Annotated in this window: 17 protein-coding genes and 1 pseudogene; 10 read left to right on the top strand and 8 right to left on the bottom strand. The window is 58.6% G+C overall.

Going from position 1 to position 22564, the window contains the following annotated elements; all coding sequences use genetic code 11:
- Positions 1–529 precede the first annotated feature (529 nt).
- The 3 genes from ACZM22_RS04045 to ACZM22_RS04035 all read right to left on the bottom strand — a co-directional run bounded on the left by ACZM22_RS04045 (position 530) and on the right by ACZM22_RS04035 (position 5126).
- Entirely contained in the window at positions 530–931 is a 402-nt protein-coding gene (locus ACZM22_RS04045) for a polysaccharide deacetylase family protein (protein WP_489543209.1), read from the bottom strand.
- A gap of 1012 nt (positions 932–1943) precedes the next feature.
- Entirely contained in the window at positions 1944–2948 is a 1005-nt protein-coding gene (gene lplA, locus ACZM22_RS04040) for a lipoate--protein ligase (protein ID WP_489543208.1), read from the bottom strand.
- A 51-nt stretch (positions 2949–2999) separates the two neighbouring features.
- On the bottom strand, positions 3000–5126 hold the full coding sequence (locus ACZM22_RS04035; protein WP_489543207.1) for a helix-turn-helix transcriptional regulator: 2127 nt from the start codon (positions 5124–5126) through the stop codon (positions 3000–3002).
- 504 nt (positions 5127–5630) lie between these two features.
- On the opposite strand from ACZM22_RS04035, the gene ACZM22_RS04030 reads away from it, so the two are divergent.
- The 9 genes from ACZM22_RS04030 (at position 5631) to ACZM22_RS03990 (ending at position 14877) form a co-directional block, all read left to right on the top strand.
- A complete protein-coding gene (locus ACZM22_RS04030) occupies positions 5631–6170 on the top strand; it encodes a TRAP transporter small permease (protein WP_489543206.1) in 540 nt (179 codons plus the stop codon).
- Positions 6167–7447 (top strand): TRAP transporter large permease, encoded by a 1281-nt coding sequence (locus ACZM22_RS04025; RefSeq protein ID WP_489543205.1) that lies wholly within the window; start codon positions 6167–6169, stop codon positions 7445–7447. Before ACZM22_RS04030 ends, ACZM22_RS04025 begins: the two co-directional genes overlap by 4 nt.
- A gap of 165 nt (positions 7448–7612) precedes the next feature.
- Positions 7613–8590: a DctP family TRAP transporter solute-binding subunit gene (locus ACZM22_RS04020; protein WP_489543204.1), complete on the top strand. Its 978-nt coding sequence runs from the start codon at positions 7613–7615 to the stop codon at positions 8588–8590.
- 1 nt (position 8591) lies between these two features.
- On the top strand, positions 8592–9515 hold the full coding sequence (locus tag ACZM22_RS04015) for an NAD(P)-dependent oxidoreductase (protein ID WP_489543203.1): 924 nt from the start codon (positions 8592–8594) through the stop codon (positions 9513–9515).
- A complete protein-coding gene (locus ACZM22_RS04010) occupies positions 9502–10491 on the top strand; it encodes a thiamine pyrophosphate-dependent dehydrogenase E1 component subunit alpha (protein WP_421129154.1) in 990 nt (329 codons plus the stop codon). The genes ACZM22_RS04015 and ACZM22_RS04010 overlap by 14 nt, the downstream gene beginning before the upstream one ends.
- Entirely contained in the window at positions 10488–11468 is a 981-nt protein-coding gene (locus ACZM22_RS04005) for an alpha-ketoacid dehydrogenase subunit beta (protein ID WP_421129153.1), read from the top strand. Before ACZM22_RS04010 ends, ACZM22_RS04005 begins: the two co-directional genes overlap by 4 nt.
- A 10-nt stretch (positions 11469–11478) precedes the next feature.
- On the top strand, positions 11479–12714 hold the full coding sequence (locus tag ACZM22_RS04000) for a dihydrolipoamide acetyltransferase family protein (protein WP_489543202.1): 1236 nt from the start codon (positions 11479–11481) through the stop codon (positions 12712–12714).
- Between the two features lie 13 nt (positions 12715–12727).
- A complete protein-coding gene (gene lpdA / locus ACZM22_RS03995) occupies positions 12728–14128 on the top strand; it encodes a dihydrolipoyl dehydrogenase (protein WP_489543201.1) in 1401 nt (466 codons plus the stop codon).
- 11 nt (positions 14129–14139) lie between these two features.
- A complete protein-coding gene (locus ACZM22_RS03990) occupies positions 14140–14877 on the top strand; it encodes an MBL fold metallo-hydrolase (RefSeq protein WP_489543200.1) in 738 nt (245 codons plus the stop codon).
- Positions 14878–14975: 98 nt separating this feature from the next.
- Here ACZM22_RS03990 and ACZM22_RS03985 read toward each other — a convergent pair whose 3' ends face one another.
- From ACZM22_RS03985 to ACZM22_RS03970, 4 genes and pseudogenes are all read right to left on the bottom strand, one after another.
- Complete coding sequence (locus tag ACZM22_RS03985; protein WP_489543199.1) at positions 14976–16526, bottom strand: recombinase family protein; 1551 nt, start codon at positions 16524–16526, stop codon at positions 14976–14978.
- A gap of 355 nt (positions 16527–16881) precedes the next feature.
- A pseudogene (locus tag ACZM22_RS03980) lies at positions 16882–16980 on the bottom strand (aspartate racemase); the annotation flags it as partial.
- 54 nt (positions 16981–17034) lie between these two features.
- The gene (locus tag ACZM22_RS03975; protein ID WP_483268678.1) at positions 17035–17682 is read right to left on the bottom strand and encodes a potassium channel family protein; all 648 of its coding nucleotides are present in this window, start codon (positions 17680–17682) and stop codon (positions 17035–17037) included.
- A 12-nt stretch (positions 17683–17694) separates the two neighbouring features.
- A complete protein-coding gene (locus ACZM22_RS03970; RefSeq protein ID WP_489543211.1) occupies positions 17695–18984 on the bottom strand; it encodes a TrkH family potassium uptake protein in 1290 nt (429 codons plus the stop codon).
- A gap of 299 nt (positions 18985–19283) precedes the next feature.
- On the opposite strand from ACZM22_RS03970, the gene ACZM22_RS03965 reads away from it, so the two are divergent.
- Positions 19284–21950 (top strand): LTA synthase family protein, encoded by a 2667-nt coding sequence (locus tag ACZM22_RS03965; protein WP_489543198.1) that lies wholly within the window; start codon positions 19284–19286, stop codon positions 21948–21950.
- A gap of 34 nt (positions 21951–21984) precedes the next feature.
- Here ACZM22_RS03965 and ACZM22_RS03960 read toward each other — a convergent pair whose 3' ends face one another.
- Positions 21985–22254: a hypothetical protein gene (locus ACZM22_RS03960; protein WP_489543197.1), complete on the bottom strand. Its 270-nt coding sequence runs from the start codon at positions 22252–22254 to the stop codon at positions 21985–21987.
- Between the last annotated feature and the right edge of the window lie 310 nt (positions 22255–22564).

The raw sequence follows: 22564 nt of genomic DNA, 5'->3' as shown, positions 1-22564 counted from the left end.
CCGCCACAAGCGACAGCTTGAATATCACATGGAAAATCTGACGGGCGGAACCCCTCCCGTCAGATACCTACCCTGTGTAGTCCCTTGTAAACTGTACTTTCTTCAAGTCCAGCACACTTTTATCCGACAGCATTTTCGTAAACAACGCAGCGTCCATATAGCACCTCCTGTTGATATTAAATGGTATCAGTTGATATCAGTATACAGAAGTGTTTCCGGAAATGCAAGAGGGAATACCGTCACAGGCCTTGAAGGATCCAAGATCGAAATCCTGCGGCCCAAAAGTGACGAAATCAACATCAGGTTTCAGAGGAGCTTTCTTGAAGTAAATGTATTCACAAATTGGTAGAGATAGCTTCCTGCGTCATCCACACCTCACCGGAGGACAGCTCATCGGCACCTTGCGCACGCACCCTCAAATTTGACCTCTTCCGCGCCTGAAACGTCCCTCAATCGCCTCATTTACAGGTCAAATTTTGGGCTGATGCGCATCGCCGTCAATCCAGCAAACCATTGCGGCACAACGCCTTTAAGTCATTTCCGGTTGCTCCACATCCCACTGGATGGGCTCCATACCCATAGCACGGATGGCGGCAATGACGTGGTCATCATACTCGCCGTAGGGGCAGCGGATCAGCGTGGGCGTCACACCGGTGACGGCACTGATGCGCTCATTGCTGGCGGTGATGTCCGCCGTGATCTGCTCTGCCGACAGGCTGTTGTAGTGGTCGTGGTGGTTGGAGTGACTCATCACCTCGTGCCCTGCATCGTGCAGCGCCTTCACCGACTCAGGGTACTTTTCCACCCAGTCGCCCACCACGAAGAATGTGGTTTTGACATGGTACTTCTCCAGAATGTTGATGAGGGTCTGGGTATCCTCGTTGCCCCACGGTGATGTAAAAGTGCGGCAGTTCACGGAGAACTGTCGCACTTCTTTATTGTGCTTTTATGATAGCATAAATGCGTCCTATCTGCAACAAAACTTGGTTCAAAAGGTGAAAACTTTTTTGATAGCTGGTTATGGCAAAAAACATTGTCGGACAAGCAATTGCCGATATTTGTTTTGTGATTTTAGTCGGGAAACCAGAATGGATGCTCACCACATTTCTGCCAGCAGGAAATCCTGAAGATGCACGATCTTAATGCCGTTTTCAATCCCCGCATCCATGTCATTCAGGGTGACAACATATTTGGGGTAGCGGTGATGTTTTCGGGAATGTCCATCTCGGTGTACCGCCTGCAGATGATATGATCCGCAGACACGCCCCGCCGCAGCAGCTCCTCCTCCAGCAAAGCGCGGCAGCTATTCCTCTGCAGCCGTCAGCGGACGAAGCGCAAGCGGGGTAAGTGGTTACATAAAAGAAGACGAGGCACGGCGAAAAGTGTATAAACAGGCGTGTTTCGGGTTTACATAATTTATGATGCGGGAGAGTATGTAACCTGCTCCGCCGGAAACTGTCGGCCGGTGTGGTCGATGGTGCAGGGCGGGGGGGAGGATGAGCTGGGAGATGGGGAGGACGGTGTAGCCGTCGTTGATGAGGCAGGTGAGGATAGCGGGCAGCGCCTCCGGTGTGTGGAGGGCGGCGTTGTGGAACAGCACGATGCTGCCCGGCTGTACCTTGGAGGTCACCCGCCGGCAGATGGTGTCCGCGTCATAATCCTTCCAGTCGAGGGAGCCCTATCGGCAAGGACTTGAAGCCGCTGCGGCGTAAGGGGTTTCACAACATGACCTCCTCCATAAAGATAACGAGGAGAATGCAGGGACTGAACCGCCAAGCAATTAAGAAATCTGGTGCCGGAACTGACGGAATAGTCTTTCAGAAATTGCCGCGAAAGCTCCCACACCGCACACATAACGAAAGCTCTGAATCGACCTGCGGCGCAGCTCCAAAACGAAAACCATCTTGTCGGGGGGCAAGCCGCTGATCGCAGTGAGCGGCACTTTATGACAGCAGAAGCTCGATCAGTTCCTCATTCTTCAGCCCGCTGAAATAACGGCCCGCATCCTCCTGCGCCAGCGCATCGCGGAGGCTCTGCGCCTCCAGCCGCACGCCCACCAGCTTTTCTGCCAGCACCTTCGGCTCCACCACACTGAAAAAGTCACCGGTGAATGCGATATACCGGATGACGCCGCGGTCGGTGGACAGATGCGCCTCCACACCGCCGCAGGCGGGGAAGCGCTTCTGCCTGGTCATCTCGCATTCCTGGGACTGGCCATAGTTCCATTCCCACGTGGCGTACCGCTGCTCCCGCAGCCGAGCGATCTGCGATTTGTCCTCCTCGGTAAAGACATACTCCTCGCCAGGCTGCTGCGCCAGAATGCTGTCCAGCAGCACGCGGCGGAATTCCTCCAGCTCCACGGGATGGGGCATATGCTGCCGCACGGTGGTGACGCGGCTTCGGACGGAGGCCACGCCCTTGGCGGCGATCTTTTCCTGATCCACATGAAGGGCCTGCGCCACCCGGTCCAGATCGGAGTCGAACATGATGGTACCGTGGTGCATGACCCGTCCCTCCTTCAGATACTGGGAGTTGCCGGAGAATTTCTGCCCGTTGATGGTCATGTCGTTCCGCCCGTTGACCTCAGCCTGAACACCCAGAGCCGCCAGCGCAGCCACCACCGGCTGACAGAACAGCTTGAAGTTGATGGACTCCATACTGCCGACATCGGCGATAAACGTGAAGTTCAGGTTTCCCATGTCGTGGTACACCGCACCGCCGCCGGACAGCCGTCGTACCACTCGCACACCGTTTTCGCGGACGAATTGCTGGTCGATCTCGGCGGCGGTGTTTTGGTGCTTGCCGATAATGATGGCGTTGTCATTTTGCCACAGCATGAAATAGGTGCGGTCCCGAGGGAGCGCGTCAAACACATACTGCTCCGCCGCCAGATTCCACGCAGGATCGGTGGTGTAGAGGTTCAGATAAGAGAGTTTCGGCTGTGTCATGGCAATAGGCTCCTTTGTTCTATGATGCGTGTTTCAGGATCGATGTATCGCTCAGCTGTTTTTCGGCAGCGTCGATCGGTATTCGCTGGGGGTCACGCCGGTTTTGGCCTTAAATACCCGCATGAAGTTCTGGATGGTCAGGAAACCTACATCCTGACCGATGTCGCGTACCAGCCTGCTGTCATCCGCCAGCAGCAGCTTTGCTTTTTCGATGCGAAGGTCGCTGAGATACTGCGTGAATCTCTTTCCATCGATCTCACTGAAAATACGGCTGAGATACGACGGACTGATGCCCAACTGGGCGGCAACGCCGTCAAGGGACAGGCTGCTGTCCATGTAGTGCTCCCCCACGTATTTCTTGGCGGCCAGCAGGTATCTGCGCTGACGATTGTCCAGATTGGTAAAGATCTCCTGTACCGCCGCGCGCAGATAGGCACATAGCTGCTCGTAGTACGCATCTGTGAGCGGATCGCCCTCCGGCGCAAAGGCGCCCAGCTTTCCGCGATAGGTGCGATTCAGCTCCTGCAGCTCGCTGGCCAGCATCTGACAGCAGTCCAGCGTGTCCTGATCGGGCAGCTCCGCCTGCCGGATGGTAGACAGCAGGTGACGCAGCGTGGTGGACGCCGCCTCCTCCGAGTGCTCCGTTATGGCGCCAACCGTACTGCGGATGCGCTTTTCAAGATCCGCGCGGGAGACCTGCTGGGCAGCGTTGGTCTGTGAATCGGACAGGAGCGCCTGGTACACGCTGTGGATCTGCAGCAGATTGGAGAACTGCGGGCTGCAGACGACCACGCTGTTGGGGAGACTGCGCGTAAAAATATGGATGGCGCGCGTCAAATCCTCTGCCTCACCGTCAGCAATCGCCTGTTTGTCCTGTAAACAGGCAATGGTCAGGATGCTGTATCGATAGGAAAAGGAATACAGCCTCCAGCGGGGAAAGTGAATATTTTGCAGGTTTTTGATGGTATGCTCAATGGCTGCCGGATTCAGCACGCCTGTGACGCGGTTGGACGTGACGAACAGCAGAAATGTCCCTTCGCACGGCAGCGTGTCGGGAAGGCTTGCGAGTGTCTGGCGGACAGAATCTGCGTCCAGTTCTGCACCGTCCGCCAGCTCGCACAGCAGCTGACGCAGCACATACGGGGAAATGATCTGTATGATCTTGCGGAACTGCACCGTGTCGCGGCTAAGGGCGAGAACACTGCGGTTGAGCAGGTCCCAGTCGCTGACAGACTCGTTTTTCGGCAGGGCTTCATCGCTGTCGCGCAGAGTTTGCAGCGTTTTCCGCAGAGGACGGTAGAACAGCCATGCCACCAGCAGGGCCGCCAGCACCAGCACAGCCAACAGGATCACCATCATGAGCAGCAGATGATTCGATGCCAGATATTCGCCAAGAGGGAGCGTCACCGTGGTATAGCTGTGGCAGAAGGTGAGTCCTGTGGCGGCAGACATCCCCACCAGCGTGTTGCGGCTGCCGGCCTTCAGCGGTGTATCCAGATTGCTGTACAACAGGGAACCGTCCGGCGCATAGACAGCCAGCGGCTCCGCTCTGCTGCACAACGAGGAAAAAAGCGCTTCGGCATCCAGATAAAGCAGCAGCTCACCCAGATATCCATAGGAGCAGGGAATAAACGGATACCGCAGGCACAGTGTGCCGGATGCCGTGCGGACCAGCGTGGCGCTGGCGGCGCCGGCAGGCCCCAGGGCCTGCACGGAAAAGTCTTCTGCCGTGGGAAGCTCTGCCAGCAGGCCTACGTCACCGCCGGAGGAATAGGCGGAGCCATCATGGTTGCACAGCAGAATAACGTCGGTGACGTAGCGTGTGTCAGCTGCGAAAGACTTCAGCTCGGTGACGATCCGGAAGTTCCGGGGCCGATCCTGCGTGTCTGGAAACAGTGCTGCGTACAGAACCTCATCATTCCACGTCAGCTGTTTCGCCGCATCGCAGAGCCTGCCGAAATTTTCATCGGACAGCTTTGCCGCCAAGGTGAGAAAGGCCTCGCCGCTCTCGCGTGCACTGCCGAGCAGCCTCTGGTAGGCATTATGGTAAAGCCAGATCTGAAAGAGCAGCATAACGGCCAGCAGCAGGGACAGTATGGTAAAGAAGGTGCTGCGCAGAACGCTTCCCGACCGGAAGAATTCATGCCTCAGCGCATCGCTCAGTTCTTTCCGCGCCATTTAAGATCACCTCCGCCACTTGTAGCAGACGCCTTGACGAAGAACGTAATATGGTAATCGATGGTGAATGAATCATATCAAAAAATGTGCATTTCCGCAAGGAGCGAACCGCACCTGCTTTCACAAAATAGGATGTTCTGTCTAAAGTGCACATTTTCCCTGCGTGCCCCGTCTTTTTGCACTTTTTTAAGCAGTTTACGAACAAAGACCGGCTATGCTCCTGCGTTAGACCGGCGAATTGCACAGTTTTTTGCACGGATGTTTGGCGATTCGATGCTAAACGATTTTTTCGGTATGAACAAAACTTGCGAAGCTGTTAAATATTTGCCAGGCCGCGGCGGTATCACGATCTGGGAAAGAATTGTTTATTGAAAATGACCAGCGTATGAGATACATATGAAAATACAGAGGGCCGGGCATGCCGGACGCAGGTCCATCCCTCTGCGCAGACGATACGTCAAAGAGAAATTGAGAAGTAACTATGTGAGAGAGGTGATCCATGGAATGAAGAAGAATCCCTACAAACGGGTGGCGAGAGGTCTGGCCGTGGTGGAGAAGTGGATCATCGTTGTTGCGCTTGCCGTCGGCGTGGCGCTAACAGCGGTGAATGTTGTCTGCCGCTATATCTTTAAGGCGGATGTGAACTTCTCGTGGTCCGAGGAAATCGTGGTAGCGATTCTGGTGCTGGCCTACATGGTCGGTGCCGCACTGTGCGCCGGTGAAGAGGGCGGCCTCATCAATATGACGATCTTCACCGGCAAGATGAGCCGCCGTGCGCAGCTGATCATTGAGATCGTCACCAACATCTGCCTGATTGCCTTCGGCGTGATCATTTTTATCAGCGGTTGGGATCGCTGCGCGACGAAGATCGCCAGCGGACAGGTCACCACGGCGCTGGCTGTGCCTGACTGGATCTACAACGCATTTATCCCGCTGGGCGCGTTTCTGATGGTGATCCACACGGTGGAGCGCATCCTGGACGGGATCGCTGAGCTGAAGGAGCTGAAGAACGCGGACATGACGAAGGGAGGCGATGCCGCATGACGTATGCCATCATGCTGGGTGTTTTTGTGATCCTGCTGTTTCTGGGCGCACCGATCGCGCTGTCTCTGGGTATGTCCTCGCTGTTGGCCATCCTGTATAATGGGACGGGCATCAATGTTATCGCCGGCCAGATCTATGGCGGCATCGGAAAGTATCTTCTGCTGGCCGTTCCCTTCTTCGTCCTGTCCGGCAACATCATGGCGAAGGCCGGGATCTCCGACAGACTGATCGCCTTCATTGACGCGCTGCTGGGACACCTGCGCGGCGGCATCGCAATGGTCTGCGTCGTTGTGGCCTGCTTCTTCGGCGCCATCTCCGGCTCTGGCGCGGCCACCGTGGCAGCTCTGGGCGTCATCCTGATCCCCGCTATGATCGAGCGTGAGAAATTCTCTGACCCCTTCGCACATGGCGTGGTGGCTGCCGCTTCCTCGATTGCGGTCATTATCCCGCCCAGCATTTCGTTTGTGATCTATGCGTCCCTCACCGGCGTTTCTGTGGGCGACATCTTTGTGGCCGGTATTCTCCCCGGCATCATCATGGGCGTCGCCATGATCATCGTGGTGCAGATCTATGCCCACAAGAACCACCTGAAGCCCGCCCATCCCTGGAAGGGCTGGCGCGAGGTGTGGCGCACCTTCAAGAGCGCCTTCTGGGGGCTGCTGATGCCCGTCATCATTCTGGGAGGCATCTATGGCGGCGTTTTCTCCGCTACGGAGGCGGCGGCCGTGGCTGCGGTGTACGGACTGTTTGTCGGTACCGTCATCTATAAGAAGCTGAAGTGGAAGGACATCGTGGAGCTTCTTTATGATACGGCCAAGAGCACCGGCGGATTGATGCTCATTATCGGCGGCGCGACGATCTTCTCCTACGCCTGCACGCGCTATGGCATCTCTACCAGTGTCCAGTCCCTGCTGGAGAACTGCGGCAAGGGCGGCTTCCTGGTCATCATCAACATCGTGCTGCTGATCGCCGGCTGCTTTATGGATGCGAACTCCAATATGTACATCTTCGTTCCCATCATGTATCCTGTCGCGCGGGAGTTCGGCATTGACCCCATTCACTTCGGCATGATCTGCACGGTCAACCTGGCCATCGGCCAGTTCACGCCGCCGGTCGGCACGAACCTGTTCGTCGCTTCCAGTCTGCGTATCCCCGGTCACCGTGTCGGTGTGGAGGACGTGGCCAAGGCGTGCCTGCCCCTGATCGCGGCGGCTGTGCTGGTGCTGCTGCTGGTCACCTATGTCCCGCAAGTTACCACGTGCCTGATCGGCGCATGACTTCCCCCCCTTGCCGCCTGCCTGTACGCGGGCAGGCGGCTCCCGCCCAAGCATGCACCGTATCAAAATGATTTATTTTATTTTAGGAGGAACTATTTATGAAAGCAAAAAGATTTCTGGCCCTCATTTTGGCGCTTGTCATGGCGCTGAGCCTCGTTGCCTGCGGTGATAGCGGCAAAACCCCCTGCTGCGGACGGCGACAGCAACAGCGACGGCGATTCCAGCTTCCCCAAGATGACATGGACCGCCGCTACCTCCGGCGCCGAGGGCTCCAACTTTGACGTCGGTCTGGAGAAGTTCAGCGAGCTGCTGCAGGAGAAGACCAACGGCGCTGTGAAGCTGGACATCTACTGCTCCGACCAGTTGACCAACGGCAATCAGGCGGACTCTATTCAGGCCAATATCGACGGCACCATTGATGTGACGTTCCAGGCCGATGGCGTCTGGGGCAACTTTGACACGGTGTTCAGCATCCCCAATCTGCCCTTCCTCTTTGACAGCTATGACGATGTGGACAGCAAGCTCATCAATGGAGAGGGCGGCAAGTACCTGATGAACGCCATGAATGAGAAGTTCAACGTCAAGTGCCTGGGCATCGGCGAAAACGGCTTCCGCTATCTCACCAACAGCAAGCACCCTGTCGAGACTCCTGACGATCTGCACGATCTGAAGCTGCGTATTGGCGGTGCGCCCATTCTGGTCAGCACCTACGAGAGCTGGGGCGTGGACTACACCACCGCAGCCTGGGCCGAGGTCTACACCGGCCTGCAGACGAAGCTGTATGACGGTCAGGAGAACCCCATCGCCGTCGCGGATGCCAGCTCCATTCAGGAGGTGCAGAAGTATGTGACCGCGTGGACCGCCAACTACGGCATCATGTTCATGGTCATGAACGGCGACCTGTACAACAGCCTTTCCGACGAGCTGAAGGCCATTGTGGACGAGTGCGCCAAGGAGGCCTGCACCTATCAGATCCAGTACACCCGTGACCAGTGCGACTCCGCACTGCAGAAGTGGATCGATGACTACGGCATCGAGGTCTATGAGATGACGCCGGAGAATGCCGAGCTGTTCCGCGCAAAGATCCAGCCCGTGTACACCAAGTTTGCTCAGTACAATGAGCTTATCGACCTGCTGAAGTAATATGCACAGCAGTGGGCACCTGACAAGGGACACGCTCCGCATTGGGTTTATCGGCCTTGGAAACATGGGACTTCCCATGGCGCGGCGGCTGCTGGAGAAAAGCGGCTGCCCCGTGTACGGCTTTGACATTGTGCCTGCCGCACTGGAAAAGCTGGCGGCGGCCGGCGGAACGCCTGAGCCTGACAGCGCAGCGCTGCTGGAAAAAAGCGATGTGATTTTTCTCAGCCTGCCCAGCAACGAGCTGGTACAGTCAAATCTGGAGGCAGCCGTTCAGCATTGCCGGAGCGGCGCCGTAGTCGTGGACACCAGCTCCTCAGTGCCCGCGGTCATACAACGCTGCGCTGCGCCGGCCGCTGCGCGGGGCGTCGAGCTGATCGACTGCCCCGTCAGCGGCGGCGTAGACGGCGCCGAGAAGGGCACGCTGAGCGCCATGTGCGGCGGCAGCGAGGCGGCTGTGACACGGATTATGCCGCTGCTGACCTGCTTTGCCGCCCATGTGACGTACATGGGGCCTTTGGGCAGCGGCTATGCTGCCAAGCTGATCAACAACCTGATCGTTGGCGGTGAGATCACACTGATCGCCGAAGCGTTCGGCCTTGCGCGCCGGGCCGGCGTAGACCTGACACGGCTCATGGAGGCGCTGTCCGGCGGCGCAGCCGCCAGTCCCGTTCTGACGATGAAGGGCGGCAAGATGATCAGCGGAGATTACACAGCATCCTCCCGCGTGCTGATCCACCTGAAGGACCAGCACAACGCGCAGGAGATGGCACGCGCTCTGGGAGCCGATATCCCCGCCTGCGATTTGTCCACTTTGCTGCTGGAGAAGCTGGCGGATATGGGTCGCGGCAACGAGGATGTAGCGGCGGTCATCGACCTGTTCCAATCAAAAGTAGATCTTAGGAGGTTATGGAATGGCAACCTATGAAAAGGAATTTCTTCTGAAGGTCCTGGAAAACCTTTGGAAGGTCCGCAAATTTGAGCAGCGCGCCATGGAGGGCGGCCTCAAGGGTGAGATCAAGGGAAACATCCACGTCTGCCTGGGTGAGGAGGGCGCCGTTGTGGGCGCCAATATGGCGCTGGAATCCACGGATTATATCACGGCCAGCCACCGCGGCCACGGCCACTGCGTCATGAAGAGCGATGATGTGGAGCATACGCTGGCGGAGCTTTACGGTAAGGAAAGCGGTTTCTGCCATGGCCGCGGCGGTTCCATGCACGTCACAAAGGTGGAAAGCGGTCTGCTGGGCGCCAACGGCATCGTCGGCGGCGGCATTCCTCTGGCCACAGGCTCGGCGTTGGCATCCAAAATCAATCGGGACGGCGCGGTATCCGTGGCATTCTTCGGCGACGGCGCCACCAATCAGGGTTGCTTCCACGAATGCATCAACATGGCGGCCGTCTGGAAGCTGCCCATTGTTTATTTCATTGAAAACAACCAGTACGCCGTGTCGACCAACATCCACACCACCTGCGCCACCTCCACGCTGGCCCAGCGCGCTCAGGGCTACGGCATCGAAGGCGATGTGGTGGACGGCACAGATGTGCTGGCCGTCTATGAGGCGATGCAGAAGGCTGTGGCCCATGCCCGCAGCGGCAAGGGGCCGGTGCTGCTGGAGTGCGATGTCTATCGCTACACCGGCCATTATGTGGGAGACCCGGGCAAGTATATGTCCGAGGCGTATAACGCGGCGGCTCATGAAAACGATGTGATCAACAAATTCAAGGCATACCTGCTGGCGGAGGGCGCTGCCACACAGGCGGAGATGGATGCCGTGGAGGCGGCGGTGGAGGCGCGTATGGAAAAAGCGTATCAGTTTGCGCTGGAGTCCCCGTTGCCCGATCCTGCCGATGTGCTGAAATACAACTATGCCTGTGACAACGAAAGGAGTGTTGTTCGATGAGCCGTAAGACTACCATGATCGCTGCCATCCGCGAGGCGATCGACGAGGAAATGCTCCGTGATGAAAACGTGATCGTTCTGGGCGAGGATATCGGGGAGCTGGGCGGTCCCTTCGGCTCGTGTATCGGCCTGCTGGACAAGTACGGTCCCGACCGCATTATCGCCACCCCTATCAGCGAATGGGGCTTCACCGGCATCGGCGTAGGCGCGGCCATGCGCGGCAAGCGCCCCATCGTCGAGCTGATGTACAATGACTTTATCTCCGTCTGCCTGGACCCCGTGATGAACCAGGCGGCAAAGCTGCACTATATGACCGGCGGACAGGTCAAGATCCCCATGGTGATCCGCGCGCCCATGGGCACCGGACGCCGCGGCGCGGCGCAGCATTCCCAGAACATGGAAGCGCTGTTTGCCCATATTCCCGGCCTGAAGCTGGTGTGCCCCTCTACGCCGGCTGACGCCAAGGGCCTGCTCATGACCGCTATCCGCGATGATGACCCCGTGGTATTTCTGGAGCACAAGCTCCTCTACCCGCAGAAGGTGGAGATGCCGGACGATGTTGCGCCGATCCCGCTGGGCAGCGCCAATATCCGTCGTGAGGGCAGCGATCTGACCATCCTTACGTGGGCCCGCCAGGTCAACTTCTCCCTGGAGGCCGCGGAAAAGCTGGCTGCCGACGGTGTGAGCGCGGAGGTCGTTGACCTTCGGAGTCTCGTCCCGCTGGACTGGGATACTATCCGCGACTCCGTCAGCAAGACCCACCGTGTACTGATCGCCGAGGAGGATGTCAAGCGCTGCGGCTTCGGCGCGGAGCTGTCCGCGCAGATCATGGAGGAGCTGTTCGATCAGCTGGACGCACCGGTGCGCCGCGTGGCGGCACTGAACTCCTCTGTGCCCTTCTGCGCCGAGCTGGAGGACGAGATCTATCCCAATCCCGAGCGCATCGCCGCCGAGGCAGCCGCTCTGCTAAAAGAATAAGGAGGCACATATGGCAACTGAGATCAGAATGCCGCAGTTCGGCGTTTCCATGGAGACTGGTACGGTCGCTCAGTGGCTCAAGGCCGAGGGAGATACCGTCAAGGCCGGCGATGTGCTGGCCAGCATCGAGACAGAAAAGCTGACCAACGACGTGGTCAGCGAGGTGGACGGTGTGCTGCTGAAGATCGTCGCGCAGGAGGGAGAGGATATCCCCGTGCAGGGGCTGATGGCGTATATCGGCCAGCCCGGCGAGGCCCTTCCCGACGGCAGCGGCACAACGGCGCCCGCTGCCGCCGATACGGCTCCTGCCACTGTGGAGCCTGTGCCTGCCGCCGTCGGTCAGATGTCCGGCGGTCGTGTCAAGGCATCCCCGCTGGCTCGCAGGATCGCCGCCAAGCTGGGCGTTGACCTGTCGCAGGTAACACCTGGCGGTACCAGCGGACGTATCCGTGCGGATGACGTCCGCGCCTACGCCGCGCAGGTCCCGACAGCACCCGCCGCCCCCGCTCCCGCCCCCGCCGCTGCTGCACCGGCTCCTACCGCTGCTGCGGCAGAGCTGATGGACGGCGACACAGTGGAGAAGCTCTCCGGTATGCGGAAGGTCGTGGCCCAGCGTATGCAGCAGTCCCACACGGAGATCCCGCCCGTAACGCAGGTCACCAAGGTGGACGTGACGGCGCTGATGCAGTTCCGCAGAGAACTGCTGGAAAAGACGGGAAAGAAGTACTCTGTCAATGACCTGATCCTCAAGGCAACGGCAAAGTGTCTGGCAGCGCATCCTGAGATGCTGGTCAGCTTTGACGGCAGCCAGATCATTCACCGCGCTCACGTCAATCTGGGCATGGCTGTTGCGCTGGACACGGGACTGATCGTTCCTGTGATCCGTGATGCCGACAAGCTGAGTCTGGATGCATTGGCGGCCTGTGCCAAGGATCTGGCGGCCCGTGCCAAGGACGGCGGCCTTACGCCTGATGATTACAAGGGCTCCACCTTCACGGTATCCAACCTGGGGATGTTCGGCATCGAGATGTTCACGCCCATTGTCAACCAGCCGGATGCCGCTATCCTCGGCGTCACGGCGGTGGAGGATGAGCTGGTCATGGAGGCGGATGGGACCATTTCAAAGCATCAGGTCATGCGTCTTTGCTGCACCTTCGATCATCGTGCCATGGACGGCGCTGTGGAGGCGCGCTTCGGTATGGCGCTGCGCGACCTGCTGCAATCGCCCGTAGAGATCCTGCTTTGATGCGAGGTGCGGTATGAAGAAGATCATTGTTATCGGCGGCGGCCCCGGCGGATATGTGGCGGCCATCCGTGCCGCACAACTGGGCGCGGACGTGACCGTTATTGAAAAGCAATATCTGGGCGGCACCTGCCTGAACGTAGGCTGCATCCCCACCAAGTGCCTGCTGCACTCCGCCGAGCTGGTGGAGCAGATCAGGACGCAGGGCAAGGATATTGGTGTGGAGGTGGAGGGGGTAACCATCAACTTTCCCCAGGTCATCGCCCACAAGAACGCCATCAGCAAGCAGTTGACCAACGGCGTGGCCAGCCTTCTGAAGCTGAACAAGGTCAAGAAGGTGGACGGCACCGCCAGATTCACCGGCGCGAAGCAGCTGGAGGTCACCAAGGCCGATGGCAGCAGAGAGCGCATGACCGCAGATGCCATCATCGTGGCCACCGGCTCTGTCAACTCTCAGCCGCCTATCCCCGGTCTGAAGGAAAATCCCAACTGCATTGATTCCACCGGCGCGCTGTCGCTGGACAAGCTGCCCGCGACCATGGTGGTCATAGGCGGCGGCGTCATCGGGCTGGAGCTGGCCTGCGCCTACGCGGCCTTCGGTACGAAGATCACCGTGGTGGAGGCCATGGACCATATGCTGCCTATGCTGGACGGCGATCTGACGAAGATCGGGGTGGCCCACATGAAGAAGATGGGCATGGACTTCCATCTGGAGTGTCCTGTGCAGTCTGTGGAGAGCAGCCCTGCGGGCGCAAGAGTGGTTTGCAGGGACAAGTCCGGCAATACCGTCAGCTTCGAGGCGGAAAAGGTGCTGGTGGCCATCGGCCGCAGGGCCAATACAGCGGAGCTGGATCTGGCCGCCGGCAAGATCGACAACGATAAGGGACGGATTCTCGTCAACGATAAGATGGAGACCAGCGTTTCCGGCGTATACGCCATCGGTGACTGCGTGTTTGGCCATGCACAGCTGGCGCATACCGCCTCCGCCATGGGCGAGGTGGCGGCAGAAAATATCTGCGGCCATGAGGCGCACTATTGCGAAAAGACCAACCCCACCTGCGTGTATATGGAGCCGGAAGCCGCCTCTGTGGGCCTGACCGAGGAGCAGTGTAAGGCGCAGGGCATTGCCTACAAGGTGGGCAAATTCCCTATGAGCGCCAACGGCAAGGCACTGATCCTCAATGGCGGCGAGGGCCTTGTCAAGATCATCGCCGGTGCGGAGTATGGCGAGATCCTGGGCATGCATATCATCGGGCCCCGCGCGACCGACCTTATCGCTGAGGGTGCGCTGGCCATCGGTGGTGAGATGACGTTGGATGAGCTCATCGACACCATCCACTCTCACCCCACTGTCACGGAGACCATGCGCGAAGCCGCGCTGAACGCGGAAAAGCGTGCCATTCACACAAAGAACTGACGGCGCGCAGAATGGAGATCCGTGTTACGCTGAGCGCAAATGCAGGCGTTTCCGTGGAGTTGGGCGGCGTCCGCATCTGGATAGACGCGCTCCACAGTACGCGTGTGCCGGGGTTCTCCACGCTGGACAGTCATCTGCTCCAGCGGCTGTGGTCCGAAGCCGCCTTTCAGTCGCCGGATGCCATTGTGTATACGCACTGTCATCCAGATCACTATGCGGCGCATTTGACGGCGGAGGCCTGCCGCCGCTGGCCGAAGGCACGATTGTTTCTGCCGCAGAAGGACTTTCCGGAGCAGGAGCTTCTGTCGGGGAGGGAGGCCGCCGCATCCATCGAAGGGGTGGCGCTGCACTTTTACCGACTGACCCACGACGGCATGGCTTTCGCCGGTGTGCCGCATTACGGACTCACCATCACCTGCGGAAGGGACAGCATACTGCTTCCCGGTGACTGCGCCGTGGCCTCTCCGGAGCTGCTTCCCGTGGTGAACGGGCGGCATCTGCGCCTTGCGCTGCTGAACTTCCCTTGGGCCACGCTGCAGCGCGGACGGGATTTTCTGCGGGAGAAGCTGCACGCTGACCAGATCGCGCTGTATCACCTCCCCTTTGAGGAGGATGATACCGAGGGCTTTCGTACGGCGGCAGATCGTGCCGCACAAAGCCTATCCGGCGTCGAAGCCGTCCATGTGCTCGATAATCGCTTTCAGACCCTGCTTATCCCGGATGAAACGCAGCCCGCCCCGCATAGCTGATAAAAAGCAAAAGACGTCCTGTTTTCGCTGGAAAACAGGACGTCTTTTCTATAAAACGGTGTAGACGTGGAAATCGTCAGCAGTATGCTGAGGTACGCTCACCCCTCCAGCAAAGCGCGGCAGCCCTCCGGGAGCAGATAGTCGATCTCCATGCGGTTTCCCTCGTAGACGCGAATTTCCCGGATGGCGGCGGCGACTGTGGGGCGATCCAGCTCCGCCAGCTGCCCCGACGCCAGCAGTTCCTTTACCCACGGCAGACATAGCGGATCGTCCTGCGCTGTGCCGCGCAGCTTGTCCAACTGGGCTTGCAGCGCCTGCTCCTGTGCGTCATAATCGGCGCGGTAGCGGAGGAAGTCCTCCTTGGAGATCAGCGCGTCCTGATAGTCCTCATAGGCGCTCTGGCGGCGGCGCTGAATGCGCTGTAAGGCCGCCTCCAGCTTTTGCGGCGGGTCGCCATTTGAGGAGAGGCGCTGCGCCGCGCCCTGCTGTGCCAACTGACGGAGGTTTTCCACGGCGGCCATAAGCCGGTTCAAATCATCCAGAACCACCTTTGCCACCACATCGTGGGCGATATAGTGCTTGCTGCACACGGATGCGCCGTAGCGCTTATACGAGCCGCAGGTGTAGAAGGTTTTGCCGCCCCAGGTGGTCTTGACCATGGCTCGTCCACAGTCGCCGCACTTGAGAAAGCCCGCAAAGGGACTGGCATTCTGTTGAAAATCCGGCGTGCGGGCGTTGGCGTTCAACAGAGCTTGTACCCGCTGCCACTGATCTTTTTCGATGATCGGCTGGTGTGTGTCGGATACCACCGTCCACTGGGAGCGATCCTTCCGCTTGGCTTTTCCGTGCATCTGCAGGCGGTCGTCCCGTCCCTGTTCCATATTCCCAATGTACATCTCGTTTTGCAAAATGCGGTGGATAGTGGCATACGTCCAGTAGGTGGTAGACTCCAGCCGGTGGTTGTTGCGGTATTTTTCACCGGTGAGCCGCTTGTACTCACTGGGGCAGGGAATACCCTCCTCGTTCAGCTGCTTGGCAATACGAATCTTTCCCATTCCGTTTTCAAACAGGGTAAAGATGCGCCGCACCACCTCCGCCGCAGGCGGATCGATAACAAGACGGTTATGATCCTGCGGGTCCTTGCAGTACCCGTAGCTGGCAAAGGCCCCGATAAACTCGCCCCGCTGCTGCTTGGCGTGGAGGGAGCTTTTGACCTTTCGGGAGATGTCGCGTGCATACTGGGTGTTAAACAGATTCTTCAGCGGCATCATCATGTCGTAGGCGCCGCGGACACTGTCGATGTTGTCCGTGACGGCGATAAACCGCACACCGTGCTCCGGCAGCCAGCGTTCCAGATAGCGGCCTGTTTCGATGTAGTCACGCCCAAAGCGGGACAGATCCTTTACCAGCACACAGCGGATGCGCCCGCTCTCTATGTCCCGCAGCATCCGCTGAAAGGCGGGGCGCTGGAAATTCGTGCCGGTATAGCCATCGTCGGCATAGCATTCCGCCGTTACCAACTCAGGATGATTTTCGATATACGATTCCAGCAGCTTCCGCTGGTTGCCGATGGAATCGCTCTCCATGCGGTCTCCGTCCTCCCGGGAAAGGCGGCAGTACAGTGCGGTAGGCAGTGGCGGCTTCTCCATAAGCTCCCTCCTTTCCGTGGACTGCCCACAGACTTTATGCCGCCTGTGTGTGGGCGCGGATCAATTCCAACAGCAGCGCCTCTGCCGTCTGCTGCCCAAGAAAATTGCGAGTGACGGTGATTGCCGGAGTGGGTGCTTGCTGAACGGTTGGCATAAACAGACCTCCTCTTTGAGAATAGTCCATCGTATGCGCGCTGCGGAAACCGTATGTTTGTCGGTTGGACATGAGGATTGCCGCCTATTCGAATTGATAGGAAAACAAAACACCGTGCAGGATGTAAAATATCCTACACGGTGTCAAAATCATGATGACAAATCAAACGGATCCACAGGCTATTGTACCGTCGATGTCTGCGATCCGTATCATGGACGCAATCTGCGGAGCGACCTTGTGAATCGTATTCGTGCAAATCAGGAGGAAATCCGCTCCGGCAGCCTCAATGCGCTTGGCAGCGTAACATACCCCGGCGAGCCGCTTGTAACCGCACAAGCGTCTGCAGGCGCGGCCTTACAGCCGGAAGCACTTTTTCAGCGCCGTATACTCACCCAGCACCAGCAGCGTCAGGCCGCTGTCCAGCACGGTTTCCGGCGAGATGGTCACATCGGTTTTGCCGTTCTGCTTCACGCCGAGGATATTGACGCCGTACTTTCGGCGGATGTCCAGCTCACCGATGCTGTGACCCTGCCAGCTGTCCGGGACGGCGACCTCGATGATGGCGTGCTTCTCGGCCAACTCTATGTAATCGAAGATGTGATTGGCGGTGTACCGGATGGCCGCCCACTTCGCCAGCTGCTTTTCCGGGTATGTCACCGCGTCCGCGCCGTTGCGCAGCAGAAATTTTGCCTGTACATCCCGTTCGGCGCGGGACACCACATATTTCGCCCCCAGCTCCTTGAGCAGGGACGTCGTTTCCAGCGAGTTCTGGAAGTCTCCGCTGATGGTAACGTAGCAGACATCATAGTTTCCAACGCCCAGTGAGCGCAGGAAATCCGCACGGGTGCTGTCGCCGATCTGCGCGTTGGTGACGAAGGGCATACACTCGTTGACGCGCTCCTCGTCCCGGTCCACCGCCATGACCTGATGCCCCAGCTCGCTCAGCTGCATGGCAAGGTGCCGTCCGAAACGGCCAAGTCCGATCAATAATACTGTTTTCATCGTGCGCTCCTTTCAGCCTACGGTGATCATTTCCTTCGGGTACCGGGCATAGGTCAGATCATGCCCGGAGAATGCGGCGTAGATCAGGGTCAGTCCCCCGACACGCCCGAAGAACATCAGCAGAATGAGAATGCCCTGCGACAGCGTACCCAGCTGCGGCGTCAGCCCCAGTGTCAGCCCTACCGTCCCGGCAGCGGATGCCGTTTCATAGAGACAGGCACCCAGCGGCAGTCCCTCCGCCGCAGTGATGACCGCCGCGCCCGCGAAGGTCAGTCCCAGATACAACAGCAGGATGGCGGCGGCGTTCCGCACAGCGGAGGGCTCCAGTCTGCGCTTGAAAAGCTGCGGATCCTCTCGCCTGCGGAAAGCGGCGACCGCGTTGGCGGCCAGCACAGCCAGCGTCGTTACCTTTATGCCGCCCGCCGTGGAGCCGGGCGCGCCGCCGGTCAGCATCAGCAAAATCGTGACCGCCTGTGAGGTGTCGCTCATTTTCGTCAGGTCTGCGGTGTTGTAGCCTGCCGTTCGCGGCGTGACCGCCTGAAAGAGCGACGCCAGAACGCGCTGTCCCGCGGGAAGCTCAGCAAAGTCCGTCAGGAAGAAGAGCAATGCCGGAAGCGCGATCAGGATGACGGTTGCGCTCAGAATGACCTTGCTCTGCATCCGGTACCGCCGCAGGTGCAGCCGGTGGGTGCAGACATCGTCCCATGTCAGAAAACCGATACCGCCCACGACGATCAGCAGCATGATGACGATATTGACCAGCGGGTCGGCCATGTACGCCGTCAGGGAAGGGTAGAGGGCATCCGCCCGCCCCAGAATATCGAACCCCGCGTTGCAAAAGGCGGAAACGGAGTGAAATATTGCCATCCACACGCCCCGCAGTCCATAGTCCCGGCAGAACGCCGGCAGCAGCGCAAGAGCGCCGACCAATTCCACAAGGAACGTTCCCTTGAGAATAAACCGCGTCAGGCGCACGATGCCGCCCACCACCGGAGCGGAAATGGCATCCTGCATGGCACTGCGCTCCTTCAGCGAGATATTCTTGCCGGAGAGCATCAAAAACGTTACAGCCGCCGTGATGACGCCTAAGCCGCCGATCTGGATCAGCAGCAGGATGACGGTCTGTCCGAACGCGGACCAGTAGCTGCCGGTGTCCTGCACCACCAGGCCCGTTACGCAGACGGCGGAGGTGGAGGTAAACAACGCCTCGTGAAACGGCGTCCACACCCGCCCTGCCGCCGAGATCGGCAGCATCAGTACCAGCGCACCCAGCAGGATCACACCGGCAAAGCCGAGGATCATGATCTGGAAGGATGTCAGATGGCGTTTCAGATGGAAACCGGTTTCTGTCACGGGACTCACCTCCTAAAATCGACTGCGTTCCCAAATTCGCGTACAGTATAGCACGGTTTTCGCGTTTCGGCTATGCAGATTTTGTTAAATTTTCGGCTCAAAACGACGGGAGCGACTGTGAACCTTTCTTTAATTTTTACAGAAATCATTGCAATTTCTTTACATTTACAGTATGATATGCCCCGCGCCAATATTTTGACAGATTTCGCAGGCCCTCTCCTGAGGGAGACCTGCGGCAGGAGACATATATGCTGAAGACAAAACCCAATGAGATAGCGAATCAACCCCAGGCACCCCATGAGACATCTGCTGCGGTGCGAGCCCCGCGCCGCGGCCTGTGGCAGGAATGGCTCCGCAGCCTGCTGCTGTTCTGCGGCGCCAGCGTCTATGTGGAGCTGTGTCTGCACCTGTGCGTCTATCGCTCGCTGGACAGGCGGGCGGTCTATCTGGTGCTGTTCGGACTGCTGGGTGGAACGGTCTGCACGCTGCTGACCACGCACCTGCCCAAGATCGCCCGACAGATCGTGGGCGTGCTTCTGGTCGCCGTGCAGGTGCTGTTTGCCGAGGTGCAGCTGATGTACCACGCCATTTTCGGCAACTTCATGCCCATCAGTCAGGTGAGCATGGGCGGGAACGTCATCACCAATTTCGACTCGCAGATCCTGTACAGCATCGGCAAGAACATCGTTCCCATCCTTCTGCTGCTGGTGCCGCTGATCGTGGCGATCCTCTGCCTTGCTCTGCGCAAGCTCCGGGTGCTGACCGTGCGGCTCAAGTGGAGGCAGGCGCTGGCGACGCTGGGCATCCTGCTGACGCTGCTGCTGGCCACCACGGGCATTATGTACGCCGGGCGGGACAAGTCGTTCTCCGTCTACAAGACCTTCACCAACGTGAACACCTCTACCGACAGCAGCTATAAGAGCGTGGGCATGCTGGCGACCACCGTGCAGGAGCTTCGCTATATGGTCTTTGGCAGCAGCGGCAGCGTTATCATCACGCCGTCCTCGCTGGGTACAGACACCAGACGGCTCTACAGCAGCAATTCCTACAATGTGATCGAGAGCATCGACTTTGCAAAGCTGGCGGAGTCTGCGGATAACATCATGTGCAGGACCACGGATGAGTATCTGGCGCAGGTGGTCCCCACCCGGAAGAACAACTACACTGGGCTTTTGCAGGACTACAACCTGATCACCATCTGTGCCGAGAGCTTCTGCCCCTGGTTCATCAGCGAGGAGCTGACGCCCACCCTGTACAAGCTGACCCACACGGGCATCATCTTCGACAATTACTATGGCACGTTCCAGTCCGTCACCACCAACGGTGAGTACACCATGTGCATGGGACTTTACCCGGATATGTCCCGCACTAAGACCGATTCCAGCTTCAACGTGGCGGGCACCAACTATCTGCCCTTCTGCCTGGGCAACGCCCTGAAGGAAAAGGGCTACCAGACCTGGGGCTATCACGACTATATCGGCGATTTCTACAACCGGAACATCACCCACGCCAACATGGGCTATACCTTCAAGGCGGCGGACTCCGGGCTGGATATAAAGATCGACTGGCCCTCCTCCGATCTGGAGATGATGGAGGCCTCCGTGGACGACTACCTCAGCAGCAGGGAGCCCTTCCACGCCTATTACATGACCTTCAGCGGCCACTATCAGTACAACTGGGACAACGCCATGAGCGCCAAGAACCACGACGCGGTGAAGGATCTGCCCTATTCCGAGCCGGTGAAGGCGTATATCGCCTGCAATCTGGAGCTGGAAAACGCGCTGACCTACCTGATGCAGCGGCTGGAGCAGGCGGGCGTGGCCGATAAGACCTGCATCGTACTGACCAATGACCACTATCCCTACGGTCTGACGGAGGACGAGTACAACGAGCTGGCAGGGCGGGAGATGGATCTCACCTTTGAGAAGTACCGCAACAGCTTCATCTGCTATGTGCCCGGCCTGTCCGAGAACGTCGTGGTGGACGAGTACTGCTCCACGGCGGACATCCTGCCCACGCTGTTGAACCTGTTCGGCGTGGACTACGACTCCCGGCTGCTGGCGGGCACCGACGCGCTGTCCAACGGCGTACACATAGCGGTGCTGTCGGACAAGTCCTTCCTGACGAAATCCTTCCGCTATGATGCCGGTACGGAGACGGTGATCCCCGCTGACGAGAGCATCGTCATCTCTGACGAACAGCTGGAGGCCTACCGGCTGTATGTGGACAATAAGTTCCAGATGTCCAGCAACATCGTCAACAGTGACTACTACGCCCATGTTTTTGGCAAGGCGTCCAGCGGCGGCACGCTGGAGGATACGGTGGTGTTTACGGACATCACGGGCATTTTCAACCAGGCCAGCGTCCTCTATATGTACCGCAACGGGTATATCGACCCGGCGACGCCGGATACCTTCGGCGGGAAGGCCACGGCGAAGGTGGGCGAATTCGTGGATGTGCTGTACCGCATCTCCCAAAGGCCGGAGACGGACAACACCGCCCTGCCGCCTGATTATGAAACCGAGGAATTCAACGGTTCCGCCTGCCCCTACTACGACGCCGTGTGCTGGGCGTATCAAACGGGGCTGCTCCGTCAGGAAGACCTGCATACGGCCTATGACGACGATATGGATTATCAGACGGCCTGTCTGCTGATCTATCGCTACGCCGCCATGTCCGGCATTGACACCCGTGTAGATCAGGAGCTGGCGCAGCAGACCATGCGGGAAAATCCCCGGCTCAGCGGTGAGGTCGTCAAGGCTATGCTGTGGTGCGACCAGACGGACATCACCACCCGCGACAGCGAGATGGGTGAGCTGCTGGCAGCCTATGACACCCGCATCAACCGGTATCAGATGACCTCGTTCCTGTTCTATCTGTGTACCTATGAGCTGAATTCGCGAAGCGAAGCATAATATAATGCAAGAGGTGCATGAAGGGCATTTCCCTTCACGCACCTCTTTTCGTATATTCGGTGCGCCTGAAAGGTGCATCAGAATTGCGCACTTTTACCTCACCCCACGCGGCGTCGAAGCTGATGGCGCACACCTTCTGGTTCCGCTCCACCGAGTAGATAGGCAGCTGGCGGGAGCTGGCCGCCGTGCTGACGGAGGCAGGGTAATTCACCACGTAGAAGATGACCGCCGCCATAGCCAGCGCGGCGCCGCCTACCATGTACCACCGCCGCAGCAGGAAGATCCGCACCCGTTTCTCTTTCATACGATCCCCATCCTTTCTGGTGTCCAGCCTATGCGTATCCAAAGGGAAAAATGCCCGACAGCGAACCGCTGCTTCTCCGATCCTGTAAATAGAAAGAGGGACGCCGGATCATCCGGTGTCCCTCTTTCTATGATTAAGCAAAAGAAAACATAAAGTTACAGCAGGAAGTCAGCGCTTTTTCGGCATGGAATTTGCAAGCGAAGGTATTGAATACATGGAGGAAAGGGCTTTATGCACACTCATGTGCGCGGCATACAGCCCGTTATACTCCGCCGCACATGCCCAATCCACCGGGAATGTGCCGGATATA

Source organism: Vescimonas sp. (genome assembly GCF_057856985.1).
This window is presented reverse-complemented; position numbering and strand designations above follow the sequence as displayed.

What these genes read in the sequence shown, in the direction of transcription:
- lplA (WP_489543208.1), bottom strand. Translation starts at nt 2,948, where the DNA reads ATGACACAGCCGAAACTCTCTTATCTGAACCTCTACACCACCGATCCT.
- ACZM22_RS04035 (WP_489543207.1), bottom strand. Translation starts at nt 5,126, where the DNA reads ATGGCGCGGAAAGAACTGAGCGATGCGCTGAGGCATGAATTCTTCCGG.
- ACZM22_RS04030 (WP_489543206.1), top strand. Translation starts at nt 5,631, where the DNA reads ATGAAGAAGAATCCCTACAAACGGGTGGCGAGAGGTCTGGCCGTGGTG.
- ACZM22_RS04025 (WP_489543205.1), top strand. Translation starts at nt 6,167, where the DNA reads ATGACGTATGCCATCATGCTGGGTGTTTTTGTGATCCTGCTGTTTCTG.
- ACZM22_RS04015 (WP_489543203.1), top strand. Translation starts at nt 8,592, where the DNA reads ATGCACAGCAGTGGGCACCTGACAAGGGACACGCTCCGCATTGGGTTT.
- ACZM22_RS04010 (WP_421129154.1), top strand. Translation starts at nt 9,502, where the DNA reads ATGGCAACCTATGAAAAGGAATTTCTTCTGAAGGTCCTGGAAAACCTT.
- ACZM22_RS04005 (WP_421129153.1), top strand. Translation starts at nt 10,488, where the DNA reads ATGAGCCGTAAGACTACCATGATCGCTGCCATCCGCGAGGCGATCGAC.
- ACZM22_RS04000 (WP_489543202.1), top strand. Translation starts at nt 11,479, where the DNA reads ATGGCAACTGAGATCAGAATGCCGCAGTTCGGCGTTTCCATGGAGACT.
- lpdA (WP_489543201.1), top strand. Translation starts at nt 12,728, where the DNA reads ATGAAGAAGATCATTGTTATCGGCGGCGGCCCCGGCGGATATGTGGCG.
- ACZM22_RS03990 (WP_489543200.1), top strand. Translation starts at nt 14,140, where the DNA reads ATGGAGATCCGTGTTACGCTGAGCGCAAATGCAGGCGTTTCCGTGGAG.
- ACZM22_RS03985 (WP_489543199.1), bottom strand. Translation starts at nt 16,526, where the DNA reads ATGGAGAAGCCGCCACTGCCTACCGCACTGTACTGCCGCCTTTCCCGG.
- ACZM22_RS03975 (WP_483268678.1), bottom strand. Translation starts at nt 17,682, where the DNA reads ATGAAAACAGTATTATTGATCGGACTTGGCCGTTTCGGACGGCACCTT.
- ACZM22_RS03970 (WP_489543211.1), bottom strand. Translation starts at nt 18,984, where the DNA reads ATGATCCTCGGCTTTGCCGGTGTGATCCTGCTGGGTGCGCTGGTACTG.
- ACZM22_RS03965 (WP_489543198.1), top strand. Translation starts at nt 19,284, where the DNA reads ATGCTGAAGACAAAACCCAATGAGATAGCGAATCAACCCCAGGCACCC.
- ACZM22_RS03960 (WP_489543197.1), bottom strand. Translation starts at nt 22,254, where the DNA reads ATGAAAGAGAAACGGGTGCGGATCTTCCTGCTGCGGCGGTGGTACATG.